The organism is Oceaniglobus trochenteri (genome assembly GCF_020529025.1).
GTDB lineage: Bacteria > Pseudomonadota > Alphaproteobacteria > Rhodobacterales > Rhodobacteraceae > Oceaniglobus > Oceaniglobus trochenteri.
The window spans coordinates 102,357-120,204 of the sequence record NZ_JACNMM010000007.1; the positions used below are offsets into that span (position 1 = coordinate 102,357).

At 64.2% G+C, this 17,848-nt stretch carries 14 protein-coding genes; 9 read left to right on the top strand and 5 right to left on the bottom strand.

Annotated elements, in window-relative coordinates; translation table 11 throughout:
• The first annotated feature begins 8 nt into the window (after nt 1–8).
• From H7828_RS13175 to melA (H7828_RS13190), 4 genes are read left to right on the top strand one after another with little or no spacing between them, the layout of a single operon-like run.
• Nucleotides 9–1,625, top strand: coding sequence for an ABC transporter ATP-binding protein (locus H7828_RS13175; RefSeq protein ID WP_226781511.1), 1,617 nt, complete (start codon nt 9–11; stop codon nt 1,623–1,625).
• On the top strand, nt 1,622–2,983 hold the full coding sequence (gene melA / locus H7828_RS13180; RefSeq protein ID WP_226781512.1) for an alpha-glucosidase/alpha-galactosidase: 1,362 nt from the start codon (nt 1,622–1,624) through the stop codon (nt 2,981–2,983). The genes H7828_RS13175 and melA (H7828_RS13180) overlap by 4 nt, the downstream gene beginning before the upstream one ends.
• Nucleotides 2,980–4,473 (top strand): tryptophan halogenase family protein, encoded by a 1,494-nt coding sequence (locus H7828_RS13185; RefSeq protein ID WP_226781513.1) that lies wholly within the window; start codon nt 2,980–2,982, stop codon nt 4,471–4,473. Before melA (H7828_RS13180) ends, H7828_RS13185 begins: the two co-directional genes overlap by 4 nt.
• Nucleotides 4,470–5,960, top strand: coding sequence for an alpha-glucosidase/alpha-galactosidase (melA, locus tag H7828_RS13190; protein ID WP_226781514.1), 1,491 nt, complete (start codon nt 4,470–4,472; stop codon nt 5,958–5,960). The genes H7828_RS13185 and melA (H7828_RS13190) overlap by 4 nt, the downstream gene beginning before the upstream one ends.
• Nucleotides 5,961–6,062: 102 nt before the next feature.
• Here the strand turns inward: melA (H7828_RS13190) and H7828_RS13195 are convergent, their stop codons facing one another.
• From H7828_RS13195 to H7828_RS13215, 5 genes are all read right to left on the bottom strand, one after another.
• Entirely contained in the window at nt 6,063–8,048 is a 1,986-nt protein-coding gene (locus tag H7828_RS13195; protein WP_226781515.1) for an alpha-amylase family protein, read from the bottom strand.
• A 17-nt stretch (nt 8,049–8,065) separates the two neighbouring features.
• A complete protein-coding gene (locus H7828_RS13200; RefSeq protein WP_226781516.1) occupies nt 8,066–9,199 on the bottom strand; it encodes an ABC transporter ATP-binding protein in 1,134 nt (377 codons plus the stop codon).
• Nucleotides 9,200–9,209: 10 nt separating this feature from the next.
• Nucleotides 9,210–10,034: a carbohydrate ABC transporter permease gene (locus H7828_RS13205; RefSeq protein ID WP_226781517.1), complete on the bottom strand. Its 825-nt coding sequence runs from the start codon at nt 10,032–10,034 to the stop codon at nt 9,210–9,212.
• 11 nt (nt 10,035–10,045) lie between these two features.
• Nucleotides 10,046–10,936 carry a carbohydrate ABC transporter permease gene (locus tag H7828_RS13210; RefSeq protein WP_226781518.1) on the bottom strand — a complete coding sequence of 297 codons (891 nt, stop codon included), beginning with the start codon at nt 10,934–10,936 and terminating at the stop codon, nt 10,046–10,048.
• 77 nt (nt 10,937–11,013) lie between these two features.
• The gene (locus H7828_RS13215; RefSeq protein ID WP_226781519.1) at nt 11,014–12,282 is read right to left on the bottom strand and encodes an ABC transporter substrate-binding protein; all 1,269 of its coding nucleotides are present in this window, start codon (nt 12,280–12,282) and stop codon (nt 11,014–11,016) included.
• Between the two features lie 193 nt (nt 12,283–12,475).
• On the opposite strand from H7828_RS13215, the gene H7828_RS13220 reads away from it, so the two are divergent.
• From H7828_RS13220 to H7828_RS13240, 5 genes are all read left to right on the top strand, one after another.
• The gene (locus H7828_RS13220) at nt 12,476–13,507 is read left to right on the top strand and encodes a LacI family DNA-binding transcriptional regulator (protein WP_226781520.1); all 1,032 of its coding nucleotides are present in this window, start codon (nt 12,476–12,478) and stop codon (nt 13,505–13,507) included.
• 144 nt (nt 13,508–13,651) lie between these two features.
• Nucleotides 13,652–14,887 carry an extracellular solute-binding protein gene (locus tag H7828_RS13225; protein WP_226781521.1) on the top strand — a complete coding sequence of 412 codons (1,236 nt, stop codon included), beginning with the start codon at nt 13,652–13,654 and terminating at the stop codon, nt 14,885–14,887.
• A 59-nt stretch (nt 14,888–14,946) separates the two neighbouring features.
• Nucleotides 14,947–16,056: an enolase C-terminal domain-like protein gene (locus H7828_RS13230; protein WP_226781522.1), complete on the top strand. Its 1,110-nt coding sequence runs from the start codon at nt 14,947–14,949 to the stop codon at nt 16,054–16,056.
• A 68-nt stretch (nt 16,057–16,124) separates the two neighbouring features.
• Entirely contained in the window at nt 16,125–17,000 is an 876-nt protein-coding gene (locus tag H7828_RS13235) for a carbohydrate ABC transporter permease (RefSeq protein WP_226781523.1), read from the top strand.
• A gap of 3 nt (nt 17,001–17,003) precedes the next feature.
• On the top strand, nt 17,004–17,843 hold the full coding sequence (locus tag H7828_RS13240) for a carbohydrate ABC transporter permease (RefSeq protein ID WP_226781524.1): 840 nt from the start codon (nt 17,004–17,006) through the stop codon (nt 17,841–17,843).
• Nucleotides 17,844–17,848 lie beyond the last annotated feature (5 nt).

Genomic DNA, 17,848 nt, shown 5'->3' on the forward strand with positions numbered 1-17,848 from the left:
GCCCCAAGATGAGCGACAGCAAAGTTCTGATCGATGCACGAAACGTCGGCGTGACCTTCAAGGTCGACGGCGGCGAGGTCGAGGCGGTGCGCGATGTGTCTTTCACCCTGCGCGCCGGGGAAACCACGGCTTTGGTGGGCGAGTCGGGCTCGGGCAAATCGGTGACGGCGCGGGCGGTGATGCGGCTTTTGTCCAAGCGTGCCACCGTGGCCGACCGCACCCGCATCATGTACGGCGACCGCGACATGGCGCATCTGTCCGACCGCGAAATGCGCGGCCTGCGCGGCAATCGGATCTCGATGATCTTCCAGGAGCCGATGTCGTCGCTCAACCCCGTCTACAAGGTGGGCGCGCAGATCGTCGAGGTGCTGATGCTGCACCAGAAGCTGAGCAAGAAGGCAGCCTGGGCGCGGGCGGTCGAACTGCTGGACGAGGTGCGGATCCCCGACCCCGAAAGCCGGGTCAACCAGTATCCGCACCAGTTGTCGGGCGGGCAGCGCCAGCGCGTGATGATCGCCATGGCCCTGGCCAACCGCCCCGATGTCCTGATCGCCGACGAACCGACGACGGCGCTTGACGTGACGGTGCAGGCCGAAATCCTGCACCTGATCGACGATCTGAAGGCGCGGTTGGGGATGGGGGTGATCCTGATCACCCATGACCTGACCGTGGTGCGCCAGTTCGCCGATCAGGTTTACGTGATGCAGCACGGCGAGGTGCGCGAAAGCGGCACCGCCGAAGAGATTTTCGGCACACCCCGCCATCCCTATACCAAGCGGCTTCTGGCCTCGGACCCCAAGGGCGTGGCCAATCCGCTTGAGGCGGGGCGCGATACCGTGCTGAAGGGCGAAGGCGTGCGGGTGCAGTTCATGCTGCGCAAGGGCGGGGCGTTTCGCGGCACCTATTCGCCGCTGGTGGCGGTGGATTCCCTGAACCTGGAGCTGCGGCGGGGCGAAACCCTGGGCCTTGTGGGCGAAAGCGGCAGCGGCAAGACGACCTTCGGGCAGGCGCTGATCCGGCTGATCGACATGGGGCAGGGGCAGGTCACCTTCTGTGGCGACCGGATCGAGGACAAGAACCGCGCCGCCATGCGCCCCTATCGTTCGCGCATGCAGATCGTGTTCCAGGATCCTTTCGCCTCGCTCAATCCGCGCATGTCGGTGCGCCAGATCATCGAGGAAGGGCTGATCGTCAACGGCATCGGCGCCAATGCGGCCGAGCGTTACACGCGGATGCGCCAGGCGCTGCGCGATGCCGGCCTGCCCGATACCATCGCGCACCGTTTTCCCCACGAATTCAGCGGCGGCCAGCGGCAGCGCCTGGCCATCGCCCGCGCCATCGCGCTCGAGCCCGAATTCATCCTGCTGGACGAACCCACCAGCGCGCTGGACCTCAGCGTTCAGGCCCAGATCATCGAGTTGCTGCGCAAGCTGCAGCGCGAGAAGGGGCTGAGCTATCTGTTCATCTCGCACGATCTGAAGGTCGTGCGCGCGCTGTGTCACCGGGTGATGGTGATGCAGCACGGAAAGATCGTCGAGGAGGGTCTGGTCAAGGACGTCCTCGTGAACCCCGAAACCGAGTACACCAAGCGGCTTGTCCGCGCAGCATTCGAGATTGCAACATGACCACCATTACCTTCATCGGTGCCGGCAGCACCGTCTTTGCCAAGAACATCGCGGGCGACATCCTGCAAAAGCCGGCCCTGCGGGGCGCCACGATCCGGCTGATGGATATCGACCCCAAGCGCCTGGAGGAATCCGAGATCGTGGTGGGCAAGATGGCCACCACCCTGGGCGTTCCCGCGAAGATCGAAACCTATACCGACCAGACGCGCGCCATCGCGGGCACCGATTTCGTGGTCTGCTGTTTCCAGGTGGGCGGCTATGACCCCTGCACCATCACCGATTTCGAGGTGCCCAAGAAATTCGGCCTGCGCCAGACCATCGCCGACACCCTGGGCATCGGCGGGATCATGCGCGGGCTGCGCACCGTGCCGGTGCTGTGGAGCATCTGCGAGGACATGCGCCAGCACGCGCCGGGCGCAATCATGCTGCAATACGTCAACCCCATGGCCATCAACACCTGGGCGATCGGCGCCAGGTACCCCGATATCCGCCAGGTGGGCCTGTGCCATTCGGTGCAGGGCACGGCCGAGGAACTGGCCACCGACCTTGCGATCCCGGTGGATGAAATCCGCTATCGCGCGGGGGGGATCAACCACATGGCCTTCTACCTGGCCTTCGAACACCGCCAGCCCGACGGCAGCTATCGCGATCTCTATCCGGCGCTGCGCCAGGGCTATCTTGACGGCCGGTTCCCCACCACCACCAGCCATTCGGGCCGCTGCCCCAACAGGGTGCGCTATGAGATGCTGATGCGGCTGGGGTATTTCGTGACGGAAAGCAGCGAACATTTCGCCGAATACACCCCCTATTTCATCAAGCGCGACCGCCCCGACCTGATCGAGAAATACGGCGTGCCGCTGGATGAATACCCGGTGCGCTGTGTCGAACAGATCGCCCGGTGGGAAAAGCAGGCCAAACAGTACCGCGAGGCAAACGAGATCACCGTCGCGCCAAGCCATGAATATGCCGCGCGGATCATCGATTCTGTGGTGACGGGCGTGCCTGACGTGATCTATGGCAACATTCCCAACCGCGGTTACATTCCGCAACTGCCGCAGGGTGCGGCGGTCGAGGTGCCGGTGCTGGTGGACGACAGCGGCCTTCAACCGACCGTGGTGCATGACATTCCGCCGCAGCTGATCGCGCTGATGCGCACCAACGTGAACGTGCAGGAACTGACCGTCGCGGCCCTGGTCGAGGAAAAGCGCGAACACATCTATCACGCAGCGATGCTTGACCCGCATACGGCGGCGGAACTGGACCTGCACCAGATCTGGGCCCTGGTGGATGAGATGCTCGCGGCCCATGGCACCTGGCTGCCCGAATTCGCCCGCACGCCCGAGCGCAAGGCATCATGACACAGGCGCCCGCCCGCATCGTGATCGTCGGCGGAGGCACGGCGGGGTGGCTTGCCGCGCTGATGCTGGCCGACCAAGCCCGCCGGGCGGGGCAGGCGGGCGAGATCACCGTGGTGGAAAGCAGCCGGATCGGCACCATCGGCGTCGGTGAAGGCACCACGGCGGTGTTCCGCCAGATGTTGCAGCACCTTGGCATCGACGAGATGGCCTTCCTGCGCGAAACCGGGGCAACGGTGAAATACGGTATCCGCCACCGTGACTGGCGGCGTGTCGGCCACAGCTATGATGGCCCCATCGACGATATCGCCCAGGTGGCGGGGCCGGGGTTGGACACCTACGCCGTGGCCAGCGGGCGCAGCGTGGCCGAGGCGCATCTGTTCACCCATCTCATGGCACGGCGCCGCGCGCCCTTTGGCGAACGCGACGGGCGACGGGTGGCGGCGGGGCCGTTCCATTTTGCCTATCACTTCGATCAGGCCCGTGCGGGCGCCTTCCTGAAACGCCATGCGCCCGGCGTGCGCTGCATCGACGACCAGGTGAAGGGCGTCGAGACCGGCGAGGATGGCATCAAGTCCCTCACGCTCGAAAGCGGCCAACGGCTGAGCGCGGATCTCTATGTCGATTGCACCGGGTTCGCCCGCGCCCTGATCGGCCCTCTGGGGGCGCAGTGGATCGGGTTTGGCGATGTGCTGCCGGTCAACCGTGCGATGCCCTTCTGGATCGACCTTGCCGAGGGCGAAGAGATCGACCCGGTGACCCTGGCCTGGGCGCAGGGGGCGGGGTGGATGTGGAAGATCCCGACGCAAGAACGGTACGGCTGCGGCTATGTCTATTCCGACGCCCACACCACGCCCGAGGCCGCCCAGGCCGAGATCGAGGCGGTCCTGGGCCACAGGATCGAACCGCGCCGCGACATCCGCATCAACGCCGGTCGGCTGGACCGGGCCTGGATCGGCAATTGCGTGGCGCTGGGGCTGTCGTCGTCCTTTCTTGAACCGCTTGAGGCGACGTCGATCCATGGCACCATCGTGCAACTGATGCTGCTGACGGGTCTGCCCGAGGCTGGGCGCGCCGCGGCCTACAATGCGGCGGTGGCCCGGCAGGTGGATGATTTCCGCGATTTCATCCGCATGCATTACGTCAGCGAAAGGCGCGATACGCCCTTCTGGCGCGATGTCGCCGCCAGCCATCCACCGGCGGTGACCGACCGGCTGGCCCAGTGGGCCGAGGCGATGCCACAGCGGCGCGATTTCACGCCCTTTCCCCTGGGCCTGCCCCATGTGGAGCAGCAGCTTTACACCCCCGTTCTGGATGGCCTGGGGCTGTTGTCACAGCGCGCGGCCAAGGCTGCGCTGGCCAATGATCCGCGCCGACGTGCCGCCCTGCGCCGCACCCACGGGGCGCTGGTTTCCGAATACCGCCGTGCGGCGGGAAAATGCCTGCCGCACCGCCCGTTTCTTCAGTCTTTACAAGAGGATTTCGCCATATGACCGACTTCAAGATCTGTATCATCGGGGCCGGCAGCGTCGGGTTCACAAAGAAACTGTGTTCCGACATCCTGCGGGTGCCCGAGTTCGAGAACATCGAGATCGCGCTGACAGACATCAACGCCCACAACCTTGACATGATCCACCAGATCATCACCCGGATCGTCGAGGTCAACGGGTTGAAGACCCGCGTCACCGCCACCACCGACCGGCGCCGCGCGCTGGAAGGGGCGCGTTACGTGATGAACTGCGTGCGCATCGGCGGTCTGCCCGCCTTTGCCGACGACATCCGCATCCCGCTGAAGTACGGGGTGGATCAATGCGTCGGTGACACCATCTGCGCGGGCGGCATCATGTACGGTCAGCGCGGCATTCCCGCCATGCTGGATTTCTGCGCCGACATGCGCGCGGTATCCGAACCCGGCGCGAAGATGCTGAACTATGCCAACCCCATGGCGATGATGACCTGGGCCGCCCTGGACCACGGCGGCGTCGACGTCGTGGGCCTGTGCCACGGGGTGCAGAACGGCCACCGCCAGATCGCCCGCGCCCTGAAGGTGCCGATGGAGGAGGTGGACATCATCTGTTCGGGCATCAACCACCAGACCTGGTATCTGGATATCCGGCACAACGGCCGCCAGATCGGGCGCGACGAACTGATCGCCGCCTTCGAGGCGCATCCCGTCTTTTCCCGCCAGGAAAAGGTGCGCATAGACGTTCTGAAGCGGTTCGGATTCTATTCCACCGAAAGCAACGGCCACCTCAGCGAATACCTGCCCTGGTATCGCAAGCGCCCCGAGCAGATCATGGACTGGATTTCGACTGATGACTGGATCCACGGCGAAACCGGCGGTTACCTGCGCTATACCACCGAAAACCGGAACTGGTTCGAAGAGGATTTCCCGAAGTTCCTGGACGAGGCGGGCAAACCCCTGACCGGGCCGCGCACCGACGAACACGCCAGCTGGATTCTGGAAGGTCTGGAAACCGGGCGCACCTATCGCGGCCATTTCAACGTGAAGAACGGCGGGATCATCCGCAACCTGCCCGACGACTGCATCATCGAAAGCCCCGGCTTTGTCGATCGCTTCGGCATCAACATGGTCGAGGGGGTCGAACTTCCTGCCGCCTGTGCCGCCACCTGCATGGCCAGCGTCAATGTCCAGCGGATGGGCGTTCAGGCCGCGATCACCGGCGATGTGGAGCTGTTGAAGCAGGCGGTCCTGCACGATCCGCTGGTGGGGGCGATCTGCACCCCCGAAGAGGTGTGGCAGATGGTGGATGAAATGCTGGTGGCCCAGGCCGAATGGCTTCCGCAATATGCCGATGCCATTCCGGCGGCGGCCGAGCGGCTGAAGTCGCCCCGCGTCGCCACCCGCGACTGGGCCGGCGCGGCGCGGCTGAACGTGCGCAGCGTCGAACAGATGCGCGAGGCGGGGGCGAAAAAATCCGCCGAGGCGCATGACCTTGGCACCAAGGTGATGGAATAGGCTGAAAAAAACGCGCCCCGCCGGACTGGGCGGGGCGCGTTCCGGCAGCGGCAGGCCGCCCCACCCGCGGGAGAGAACGGGTGGGGCGGCCTTTTGCCGTGCCTATCGGTGGGCGATTTCCACCATCTGGTGCGCCCAGACCTTCGGCACGGTAAACCGCACCCGGCCACCTTCGGCCTTGAAGGGCAGGTCACTGCCTTCGGGCACGAGGCGCACCGATGCGGGGGCCTCGGATTCGATATCCACCTTCACGTCATGCAGCGGCACGACGTCCTGGATCGGCTGGATCCGGTCGCGGCGCAGCACCCCACGCTGAACCGGGTTGGCGTGGCACAGGTGCAGTACGTCGCGCCCGTCCTGCCGGCGCAGGGTGGCACGTCCGGCGGTGGGCATGTCGGTGCGGATCATCCGCTCCTGCCCCAGGGCGCGGTCGATCACACGGCCCACCATTTCCACCATCGCCACGGCCCCGACCCGGTAATAGATCGAGAAGACCGGATGGGCGAGCCGCAGAACCGCACCATCCTGCGCCCCCAGGACATACCCGTTCGGATCGGGGCGGTTGGGCGCGTTCAGGTGGCCGCTGAAATTCGGGCCCGACCGGTCAAGATAGGGGTCATAGACCTCGCCCAGGCTGGTGCCGCCATCAAGGGTCAACTGCTGGGAGGGTGCATACATGAACAGCGGTTCATCCACGAACGAGGCGCGCAGGTCTTCCACGGGCAGGGCGAAATCGCCGCCGGTGAAGGGCGCGGTGCCATGGTGGCGGGTGCCGGCGGGATAATGCATGGTGTCGCCGTCGATCCCGCTTTGCCCGGTCAACAGCAGCTTGCCGCCCTGCGCCAGGTAGGCATCCAGCCGCTTTTTCAAGGCCGCGTCGATATGGATGGCATCGGGCAGGATCAGCAGGCGATAGGCGTCGAAATCGCCGTCTTCGCCCAGCAGGTCGAAGGTGAACCGGTTTTCCAGCAACAGGCGCACACAGCCGTCGTCGATGGTTTCGTGGTGGCCGGGAAAGCCGCTCCAGGCCGGTTTGCGCAGGGCCTGATCGCTGAGCACGCCGATCTCGGCCCGGTTGCGCGATCCTTCGCACCAGGGTTCGCGGGCCTCGATCCATTCATAGGCCTGGCCCACGCCGGCATAGGTTGACGGATCGACGCGGCCCGTGGGGTGCAGGTGATCGCCGATGCAGACCTTGGCCCCCTGGGCCAGCATGGCGCCGCATTCATAGATCATCGCCTCGGGCTTCTTGTAGCCGCCGACCTCGCCCCACATGTGGTGGAACTTGCCGGTCATGCCCAGCATCTCCATGCCCAATCCCTCCATGTAGCGGGCCGAGACGGGGAAGTGTTCGTATCCCCAGGACCCGGTGGGCAGGCTTTCGATCTCGATATGGCTGAAATACTTGCGCAGGATTTCGGGACGGCCCCGGCGCAGGTGGCCGAAGTTGAAGAACACCGGGCAATCGGCGCGGTCGGCAATGCCCTTGACCCGTTCTAGATAGCGGAAGGTCACACGCTCGGCGTAAAGATCGCGGTGTTCGGCGTCGGTCCAGTCAAGGCCCTCGGCCTCCATACCGTCCTTGGCGAAGGGGCTGATCGAGGGCAGTTGGAAGTTGATGTCCATCCAGATGCCATCCAGCGGCGAATAGCGCTGCACCACCTCTTCGATCTGCGAACAGAGGTAATCCTGATAGGGCGACGACAGGTCAAGGAACTTCCACCCCGCCTCCATGTCGTTGCCGTGCTGGACGGGGCGCGAATTGTCGGCCGAAACCACCCGCCACTCGGGGTGGCGATAGGCGGCCAGTTCATCCCACAGCGCCGAGACATAGACCGGCGCCAGGATGTCGCGCGCCTGAAGCGCCTTGATCTGTTCGCCCAGCAGGTCGAAATCAAGCGAAGGGTGCTGCATCCCGATCTCGGTCGGGTGGTAGGAATAGCCGTGATGGCATTTCGAAAACAGGTTCACGGCATTGACGCGGGCATCGCGGAAGGCATCGCCGAAGGCGTCGGGGTCGAAGCGGCTTCCCACGCCGTCGATCTGGCCAGCGGTGTGGAAATCAAGGTGGATCTGGCGAAAACGCATGGTCTTCCTTTCAGGGGTCAGTGGTCGTTGGGAAAGCTGCGGGTCAGGCCCGCGTCGTCGAAGATGTACAGCGCCGAGGCCGACAGCCCGATGTCGATGGTCTGGCCGGGGCGCACGTCCTTCTGGCGGGCGAACTGGATCACCAGGTCGCCGTCCTCGGCATCGGATTCGTCCGAAACGAAGCCCTGCGGCGTGCCATAGACCAGGGTTTCGCGGCCCAGATTTTCGACCACCCGGATCTTGAGCGCGAAGCGGCGCCCAGAGTCTTCGGGCGGGCCGAAGGCCTCGGGGCGGATGCCGACGAAAACGGTATCGCCCTCGCGCAGATCCTTGCCCTTGGTCACGTCCAGCGGGCGGGTCATGTCGTCCAGGCCGTCGATGGAAACGGTGATCCGGTCACCCTCGCGCCGGGTCAGGCGGGCGGGGACCACGTTCATGCGGGGCGATCCGAGGAAGCCGGCGACGAAGCGCCCGACGGGGCGGTTGTACAACTCGCGCGGGCTGCCCACCTGTTCGACAAGGCCGTCGCGCAGCACGACGATCCGGTCGGCCATGGTCATCGCTTCGGTCTGGTCGTGGGTGACATAGATCATTGTCGCGCCCAGATCGGCATGCAGCCGGCCCAGTTCCACCCGCATCTTGGTGCGCAGGGCGGCGTCGAGGTTGGACAGCGGTTCGTCGAACAGGAACACCTCGGGCTGGCGGGTGATGGCGCGGCCGATGGCGACGCGCTGTTTCTGGCCGCCCGACAGCGCCTTGGGCTGCTTGTCAAGGTGATCGCCGATGTTCAGGATGCCGGCCGCGCGTTCGACCGCCGCGGCGATCTTGTCCTTGGCCATGCCCGCCATGCGCAACCCGAAGCTCATGTTGCCGCTGACGTTCATGTGCGGGTAAAGCGCATAGTTCTGAAACACCATGGCCACGCCCCGGTCGGCGGGTTCCTCGTGCGTCACGTCGCGCCCGCCCACGGCGATCGCGCCTTCGTCTGCGCCCTCAAGCCCGGCAATGGTGCGCAGCAGGGTGGATTTGCCACAGCCCGAGGGGCCGACCATCACCACGAATTCGCCATCGGCCACCGTCAGGTCGACGCCCTTGATTGCCTCGAACCGGCCATAGGACTTGCGCAGGCCGCTGATTTTCACATCGCTCATGGTATGTTCCTTATTTACCCAGCCCGGCCAGGCTGCGGACAAAGTATTTCTGCGCCAGCACGAAGAGGATCAGCAGCGGCAGCGTTGCAAGGGTCAGCCCGGCCAGGACGGCGGGCCAGTCACTGGTGAATTCGCCCTGAAGATCCAGGATGCCGACAGGCAGGGTTTTCAGCCCCCGGCGCGTGAGAACCAGCAGCGCCAGGATGAATTCGTTCCAGATGAACACCGACTGGAAGATCGCCGCGCTGGCGATGGCGGGTCCGGACAGCGGCAGGATCACCCGCACGAAGGCCTGAAAGCGCGAACAACCGTCCAGGCGGGCCGCTTCCTCCAGTTCCTTGGGAAAGTCGAGGAAGAAGGCATAGAACAGGATGACGGTGAAGGGGATGCCATAGGCCGCATAGGGCAGCACCAGCGCCAGGCGCGAATTCAGCAACCCCGCCCCCGACATGATCTGGAACACCGGCACCAGCACCGCCTGCACCGGGATGGCAAAGCCCGCGACGATCATCAGGTAGATCGCCTGACCGACCCAGCCGCGCATCTGCGACAGGGCATAGGCCGCCATGCCGCTGACGATGACGATCACGACGACCGACAGGAAGGTGACCAGCAGCGAGTTCACCATGAACCCGCCGACACCCACGCCCCAGGCGCGTTCGAAGGTTTCAAAGCTCAGGCTTTCGGGCAGGGCGAGGGGCGAGACGAACATCGAGGTTCGCGTCTTGAAGGCGGCCATGATCATGTAGATCACGGGCAGCAGCACGATCAGGCTCATCAGGCCCACGAAGCCGTAGAGGACAAGGGTCGTGGCATTCAGGCGGCGGGTGTTCATTGTGCTCTCCCTTACGCGCGGCGCGATGATTTCAGTTGCGCCCAGCCCAGCAGCACCGCGATGGCCAGAAGGATCACCGAGATCGCATCGGCATAGCCGGTGTTGCCCAGGTTGAAGGCCTGGAAATAGATCCAGGTGCTGAGCACCTGCGTGGCATTGGCCGGGCCGCCCCCGGTGGTGACGAAGATCAGGTCGAACACCTTGAACCCGCCGACGGTGGTGATCAGGACGGCAACGATCAGGATGTTGCGGATGGCGGGCAGGGTGATGTGCCAGAAGGCCCGCAAACCGGTTGCCCCGTCCAGCGCGGCAGCCTGGTACAGCTCTTTCGGGACGGCCTGAAGCCCGGCCAGGATCAGCACCATCATGAAGCCGGTGTACTGCCACGAGGCGATGCCCAGAACGACCCAGATGGAAATCGACGGATCGCCCAGGAACCCAAGGCGCGGCGGCGTCAGCCCCATGGCCTTGACCAGGCTGACCAGCGGCCCGACGTTGGGGTCGAGGATGATCAGCCAGATCAGCCCGACCGCGACCGATGAAATCACCATGGGCGCGAAGATGATGGTGCGCAGAACCGTGTTGCCCACGGTGATGCCGCGATCCAGCACCGCCGCCAGCAGGGTGCCGAAGCCGACCTGAAGAACGATGGAACCGACGACGATGATGATATTGTTGCGCAGGGCGATCCAGAACACGCCGTCACCCATGGCGCGGACATAGTTGGACAGGCCGACAAAGGTCCATTCGGCCGAGGTGAGCCCGAAGCGGAACAGCGAGCCGTAAAGCACCAGCGCGACCGGCACGAAGACGAAGATCGACAAGAGGACGATGGCCGGAGAAAGCATGGCGGCATAGGTCAGCCGTCCATCCGACCTGGCGGTACGGGGGCGTTGGGGCATTGTTGCTGTCCGATTTCAGGAAGGGCAGGGTGCCCGGGCCGCGGCACGTTGCGCGGCCCGGAACGCAGGGTGCGCCGTTACTGGCGGTTCTTCACCTCAAGCGCGGTCTGGCGAACCGAGTCCATCGCCTCTTGCGGGGTTTTCGATCCGTTCAGAACCTCGACACCGGCGTTCAGGTAGGCTTCGGAGACGTTGTTGTCCAACAGCACGTCCAGCACGTTGATCGGCGCGGTGACGGAAGCCACGTCGTTGGCGATCCACTTGAAACTGTCGGTCAGAGATTCGCTTTCTTCCAGGCCCGAGGGGTTGGAGGGCACGCGCGACATCGCCTCGGCATAGCCACGCCCACTTTCCGGCGTCACGAGGAAGCTGAGCCATTTCACGGTTTCTTCCGGGTGCTTCGATTTCGCCGAAACCTGGTAGCCCTGGATGATCACGAAGTTCGTGCCGTCGGCGCCCTTGCCGCCTTCGACGGGGGGCATGCGGAACATGGCATAGTCGGTGAACCCGTCACCATCGAAGATGCCCGCACACCAGGACCCGCAATAGATCATCGGGGCGGCCTGAGTCGAGAACATCACATAGCTGAGTTCCGGTGCCGTGGCGTTGGGCGCATCCTCGAAACAATCGGCATCGCGCAGTTCGACAACCTTTTCCCAGGCTTCGACATAGCCGGGATTGGTGAACAGTTCGTCATCGGGGGCCGACAGGCTGTAATCGACCGAGGTCGCCTCTTGCCCGACAATGCGTTCGTTCAGCATGGTGATCCAGTGGATCAGCTTCCAGCGTTCCGAGTTGCCCAGCGGCAGGGGCACCAGGTTGGAATCGATGGCGCGGATGTCGCGGCACATCTGAACGACGTCGTCGAAGGTTTCCGGCACCTTCAGATCGTGTTCCTCGAAGAAGGGCACGTTGTAGTAGAAAAACTTCGACACCGCCTCAAGCGGGACACCGTAAAGCCCGCCGTCCTGGCGCATCGACGACAGCCAGCCGTCCGACAGCAGCGACTGGAACCCGTCCGGCCCGGTGCCATAGTCGGAAATGTCCATGGCCAGGCCTTCGCGCACGAAACGCGAACTGTCCTCGCCCACCCAGTTGTAGAAGGCATCGGGCGGCTCGGACCCGTTCAGCGCGACCTGGATCGCGGTCTTGTAGGCTTCGTTCGGGAAATCCTCGTAGATGATTTCGATTCCCGGGTTGGCTTCCTCGAAGGCTTCGACGCGGCCGGCGATGAATTCGTCCATGCCGGGGTTCTTCAGCGTCCAGAACTTGACCTGAACCTTGTCCTGCGCGGCGGCGGGCATTCCCAGCGGAAGCGCCACGGCAAGCGCGGTCAGCGTTTTCATCCAAATATTCAACTTCGATCCTCCCATCAGATCAGTTTGTCCCCGGATCGACGGTTTATCGAACCGGTTCGATTGCGAAGGTAACCGAGATTCGGTAATTTTGTGAAGCAAAATCTTTCTGTCCTGATTTTATTCTGCCATAACAGGGATATCGGATCGAAACGGTTCGCATGAACAGCACGGCGGGGCGCAGATGTCTGGACGCAGGAAGAATTTCACCATCGCGGATGTCGCTGCCCAGTCGGGGGTTGCCAAATCGACCGCCTCACTGGCGTTCAGCGCGCCGGAACGGGTGGCCGAGAAGACCCTTGCGCGCGTTCTGGAAACCGCAAGCAAGCTTGGCTATTCGCCCAACGTCATGGCGTCGAGCCTGAAAAGCGGGCGCAACAACCTGATCGGGCTGCTGGTGGCCGACATGCTGAACCCGCACACCGGCGCGATTCTCAAGGCTGTTCAGGCCGCCTGCCGCGCGCAGGGGCAGATCGTTATCACCGCCACCAGCGATCAGGACATCGCGAAGGAAGAGGAAATCCTCGAATACTTCCGTTCGCTCAGCATCCGGGGGGTCATCCTGCTGGGGTCGGGGTCGGGGGATGGATACATCGCGCGGCTGAAATCCAGCGGCGAAACCTTCGTGACCTTCGACCAGCATCTGCCGGGCCTGGGGGCCGATCACGTGGGGCTGGACGATCGCGCGGCCTCCCAGCTTCTGGTGGAGCACCTGGTCGGGCTTGGCCATCGCCGGATCGGGCATATCGCCGGCACCGAGGGGCTCTGGAGCGCGCATGAGCGTCTGGCGGGCGTCGAAGAGGCCTGCCGCTCGGCCGGGTTGGACCCGGCGCATTGCCCCGTGGCGCCGGGCGACTACCACGCCGAAGTGTCGGAACAGGCCGCGCTTGCCTTGCTGGACCGGCCCGACCGCCCGACCGCCCTTGTCACGGCGAACAACATGTCGGCCATCGGCGCGCTGCGGGCGATGAAGCGGCTTGGGTTGCAATGCCCGGGCGATGTATCGCTTGCCTCGATCGACTTTCTGCCCTGGGGCGATCTGATCGAACCCGACGTGACCTGCACCGTGCAGCCCGTGGCGCAGATGGCCGAACTGGCCACCCGCTGGCTGATCGAACGCCTGACCCGCAAGCCGGGCAAGGATGTCGCCGTGGCCCGCAAGACGCTCTATGCGCCGCAGCTTCATATCGGCACCTCGACCGCGCCGATCGCCTGATCTGCCTCCCCGGGGGGCCAAAAGCCTATTGCAACATGCCGTATTGACGGTCTGGCGGGCCATCGCCCGGCCGCGTAAAGGGCACGACGAATCTTGACTCGCACTTTTTATCGTCCTACTGAAATTTCACAGGGAGGTAATAACATGCAAAGCAGACGTCAGTTTCTAGCGACAACATCCGGTGCGGCGGCATTGGCCATCGCGGGCATTCCCAGACAGGCCAGGGCCGCCGGCGCGGTCAGCTATTGGCACCACTTCACCAGCCAGACCGAGATGGCCGGCCTTGCCGATGTCGCCGCTCTGTTCGAGGCGGCCAGCGGCGCCACCGTCAGCTCCGAGGGCATTCCCAACGCGCAGTACATGTCGAAGGTGACGACGGCGAGCGTGGCAGGGGGCCTGCCCGAAACGCTGATGGTGACAAGCGAACGCCTCCCCGACATTGCGGCCCTGGGCGCCATCGCCGCCGTCACCGACCGGATCGACGATTGGGCGCACAAGGACAATTTCACCGCCGACGCCTGGGATGGCATTTCGCTCGAGGGCGAGGCTTACGGCGTGCCCGCCTTTTCCTTCGTCAATTGGGTCTACTACCGCAAGGATTGGTTCGATGAGCTGAACCTGAAGGTGCCCGACACCTATGAAGAATTTCAGGAGGTGGCGATTGCCCTGTCCGACCCGTCGAAGGGGCGCTACGGCTTTGGCCTGCGCGGCGGCGACGGCGGGCAGAACTATCTTCTGGACGTTCTGGAAAGCTATGGCGCGCTGAACTACGCCGATGGCAAGGCCACCCTGGATACCGATGCCGCGCGGGCCGCGATGGGTTGGTACGCGGGGCTTGCGACGGAACACAATGCCGTTCCGCCCAGTGCCGCAAACGACAGCTATCGCCAGATGATGGAGGGGTTCAAGACCGGCCAGACCGGCATGATCTGGCACCACACCGGATCGCTGATCGAACTGTCCGAGGCGATGGAAGAGGGGCAGATCGGCACCATGATGCGCCCGGCCGGGCCGGCGGCGCGGATTGCGCGGGTGAACTATCTCTACAACAGCATCAGCGGCAAGGGCGACATGGACGCCGCCTGGGACTGGATCTCGTTCTGGGCCGAACCGGATGCCGCCATCGCCCTGCTTGAGGCGACCGGATATTTCCCGGCGACCTCGGCCGTGGCTTCGGACCCGCGGATCACCGGCAACGACATCTACACGGCCGCTCTCGAGACCCTCAAGATCGGGGTGGGTTCGCCCAAGATCGTCGGGTTCTCGGGCTGGCTCAGCGGGACGGTCCTGTCGGAATTCCAGAAGATCCTCGTCGGCACGTCGAACGTCGAGGATGCCGTCGACCGGATGGCGCGCGAACTTGACAAGGAAATGCGCTGAACGCGCCGCCCCTATCGGGCGCGCCGGTCCTGGCGCGCCCCACCGCACAAGGATAGATCATGCGAATTACCGACATCCGCTGTTACCTTCTGGAATCCCGCAACCGCAGCGGTGATTTCCGCTGGCGCGCCGGGCTGCCCGGATCGGGCGACGGCACGCCGGCCCCCGACCCCGAACATGTGGCGATCCTGCGCATCGACACCGACGCGGGCATCACCGGCGCGATCGAGGTGGACCGCGGATACCAGGTGATCGACCTGACCCGCCGGCGCCTGAAATCGCTGATCGGGCAAGACCCGCTGATGACGGAAAAGCTCTGGCATCTGATGTGGGAGCTTGACCGGCTGGAAGAATTCCACATGACCCACCTGGGCCTGATCGACCACATCGCCTGGGACATCAAATCGCGGGCCGCCGGGCTGCCCATCCACCAGCTTCTGGGGGGCTATGACACGGCGGTGCCGGCCTATGCCTCGACCGTGACATGGGACACGATGGAGGAATACGAGGCCAACATCAAACGCTGCATGGATGTCGGGTTCAAGGCGTTCAAGCTGCACGCCTGGGGCGACGCCAAGGCCGACGCCGAACTGTGCCGCCAGTTGCGGATCTGGACCGGACCGGACGCAGACCTGATGTTCGACGGTTCGGCAGGGTGGGATTTCGTCACCTCGCTGGAGTTCGGCCGCGCGCTCGAGAACGAGGGCTTCCTGTGGTACGAGGAACCGATGCGCGAATTCGACCTGCGGTCTTACACCAAACTGACCGAGCAGCTGGATATTCCGGTCCTGGCCTGTGAAACCTCGGACGGATGCCACTGGAACGCTGCCGCCTGGATCGACATGGGCGCGCTGGACATGATGCGCACAAACACCAAGTACAAGGGCGGTTTCACCGGCGCGCTGAAGATCGCGCACCTGGCGGAATCCCACGGCATGCGCGCCCAGGTGCACGGCATGGGCCACGCCAATGCCCAGCTTTGCGCGTCGATCCCGAACAACGACTATTACGAGCAGTTGATCTTCGATGCCGACCATATCGCCCAGCTCGACAAGATGGGCGACCTGTCGATCATCGACGGCATGCTGCATGTTTCATCAACACCCGGGCTGGGCGAGGCCGAGTATGACTGGGCCGACATCGAGAAGCGCGCGGTGCTGACCGTCTGATGGGCGTGGGGGTGGATAGCGGCCGGCGCCCGTTCACGGGCGGGCGCCTGGGCCGGGCGATCGGGGCCATGTCGGAAACGCGCTCGTGGCCGTTCCTTCTGATCGTGCCCAGCCTTCTCGTTATCCTGCTGGTGGTCCTTTATCCCACGCTGCATGGCATCTCTCTCAGCTTTCGGGAAATGCGGCTGACGCGGCCCGACCTTGGAACAGGCTTCGTCGGCCTGCGCCATTACGTCGACCTGTGGCATGACGACATCTTCTGGCGCTCGCTGGCCAATACCTTCAAGTGGGTGACGCTGGCCGTTTCCCTGGAACTGGCCATGGGAATGATCAGCGCGCTGGCGCTGAACCGCGAAGGCCCCTTGATGCGGATTTGCACGGTCCTGGTGCTGCTGCCCTGGTTCCTGCCCAATGTGGTTGCGGCCAACATGTGGGCGCTGATGCTGGACGCCCGCCTAGGTGTGGTGAACGAATTGCTGGTGCGCATGGGGCTGATCGACAGTTACGTCGCCTGGTTCGCCACGCCCACCTCGGGCCTTCTGGCGGCGGTCTTCATCGAGGCCTGGCACGGCTATCCCTTCTTCACCCTGCTGATCCTTGCCGGGCTGAAGGCGATCCCGAAAGACCTGTACCAGGCCGCCTCGGTGGATGGTGCCGGTTCCTATCAGGCCTTCCGCAACATCACCCTGCCCATGCTGCGGATGATCGTCGTGACGGCGGTGATCCTGCGGGTCATCAGCCTTGCGAATTCACCGGAACTGTTGCTGATCCTCACGGGTGGCGGGCCGGGGGATTCAACGCAGGTCATCTCGCTCTATGCCTTCAAGACCGCCTACGAGAGTTTCGATTTCGGCTATGCCGGGGCGCTGTCGGTGGTCACGCTTCTTCTGCTGATGGTGTTCTGCGTCATTTACCTGCGTGTCTCGCGCGTGTTGGAGAAATAAGCCATGGCCGTTTCGCGTCACACCCGCCGGATGAACCTGATTGCCCATGGCGTCGGGCTGGGCTTTGCGCTGTTCAGTGTTCTGCCCATCGTCTGGCTTGTCATCACCTCGTTCAAGACCGAGGCCGAGATCGTGACCGACACGATCACCTTCCTGCCGCAAAGCCTGCAATTGCAGAATTACCGCGATGTCTGGGCGCAGTCGAACTATCCCTCGCTGATGTGGAACAGTATCGTGACCACCTTCTATACCGTCACGATCTGCATGGTTGCCGGATCGCTTGCAGCCTACAGCTTTTCGCGCAACGCCTTTCCGCTGCGCCGTGAACTGATGCTGTTCTACCTGGTGGTGCGGATGTTTCCGGCTGTCCTGATCATCATTCCGCTGTTCCTGATCCTGCGGACCGTGGGCCTGCTGGACACCCGGTTCGGCCTGTCGCTGGCCTATGCCAGCTTCCTGTTGCCGCTGTTCGTCTGGATGATGAAGGGCTTTTTCGATGCCGTCCCGCCCGACCTTGAAAGGGCCGCCCGCATCGATGGTTGCACCCGGATCGGGGCCATGGTCCGGGTCGTGCTGCCGCTGGTGAAGGGGGGGCTGGGGGCCTGCGCCGTCTTCGTGGCGATCGGGGCCTGGAACGAGTATCTTTTCGCGCTGATGCTTACCTCGTCGGCGGGGTCGCGCACCTGGCCTGTGGGCCTTCAGATGATGGTGGGCGAATTCCAGCTGCCCTGGGGGCTGCTGGCCGCCAGCGGCGTCATTTCGATCCTGCCGGTGGTGGCGCTGTTCGCCATCGTCCAGCGCGCCATGGTGCGCGGGCTTACGGTCGGGGCAATCAAGGGATGATCGGC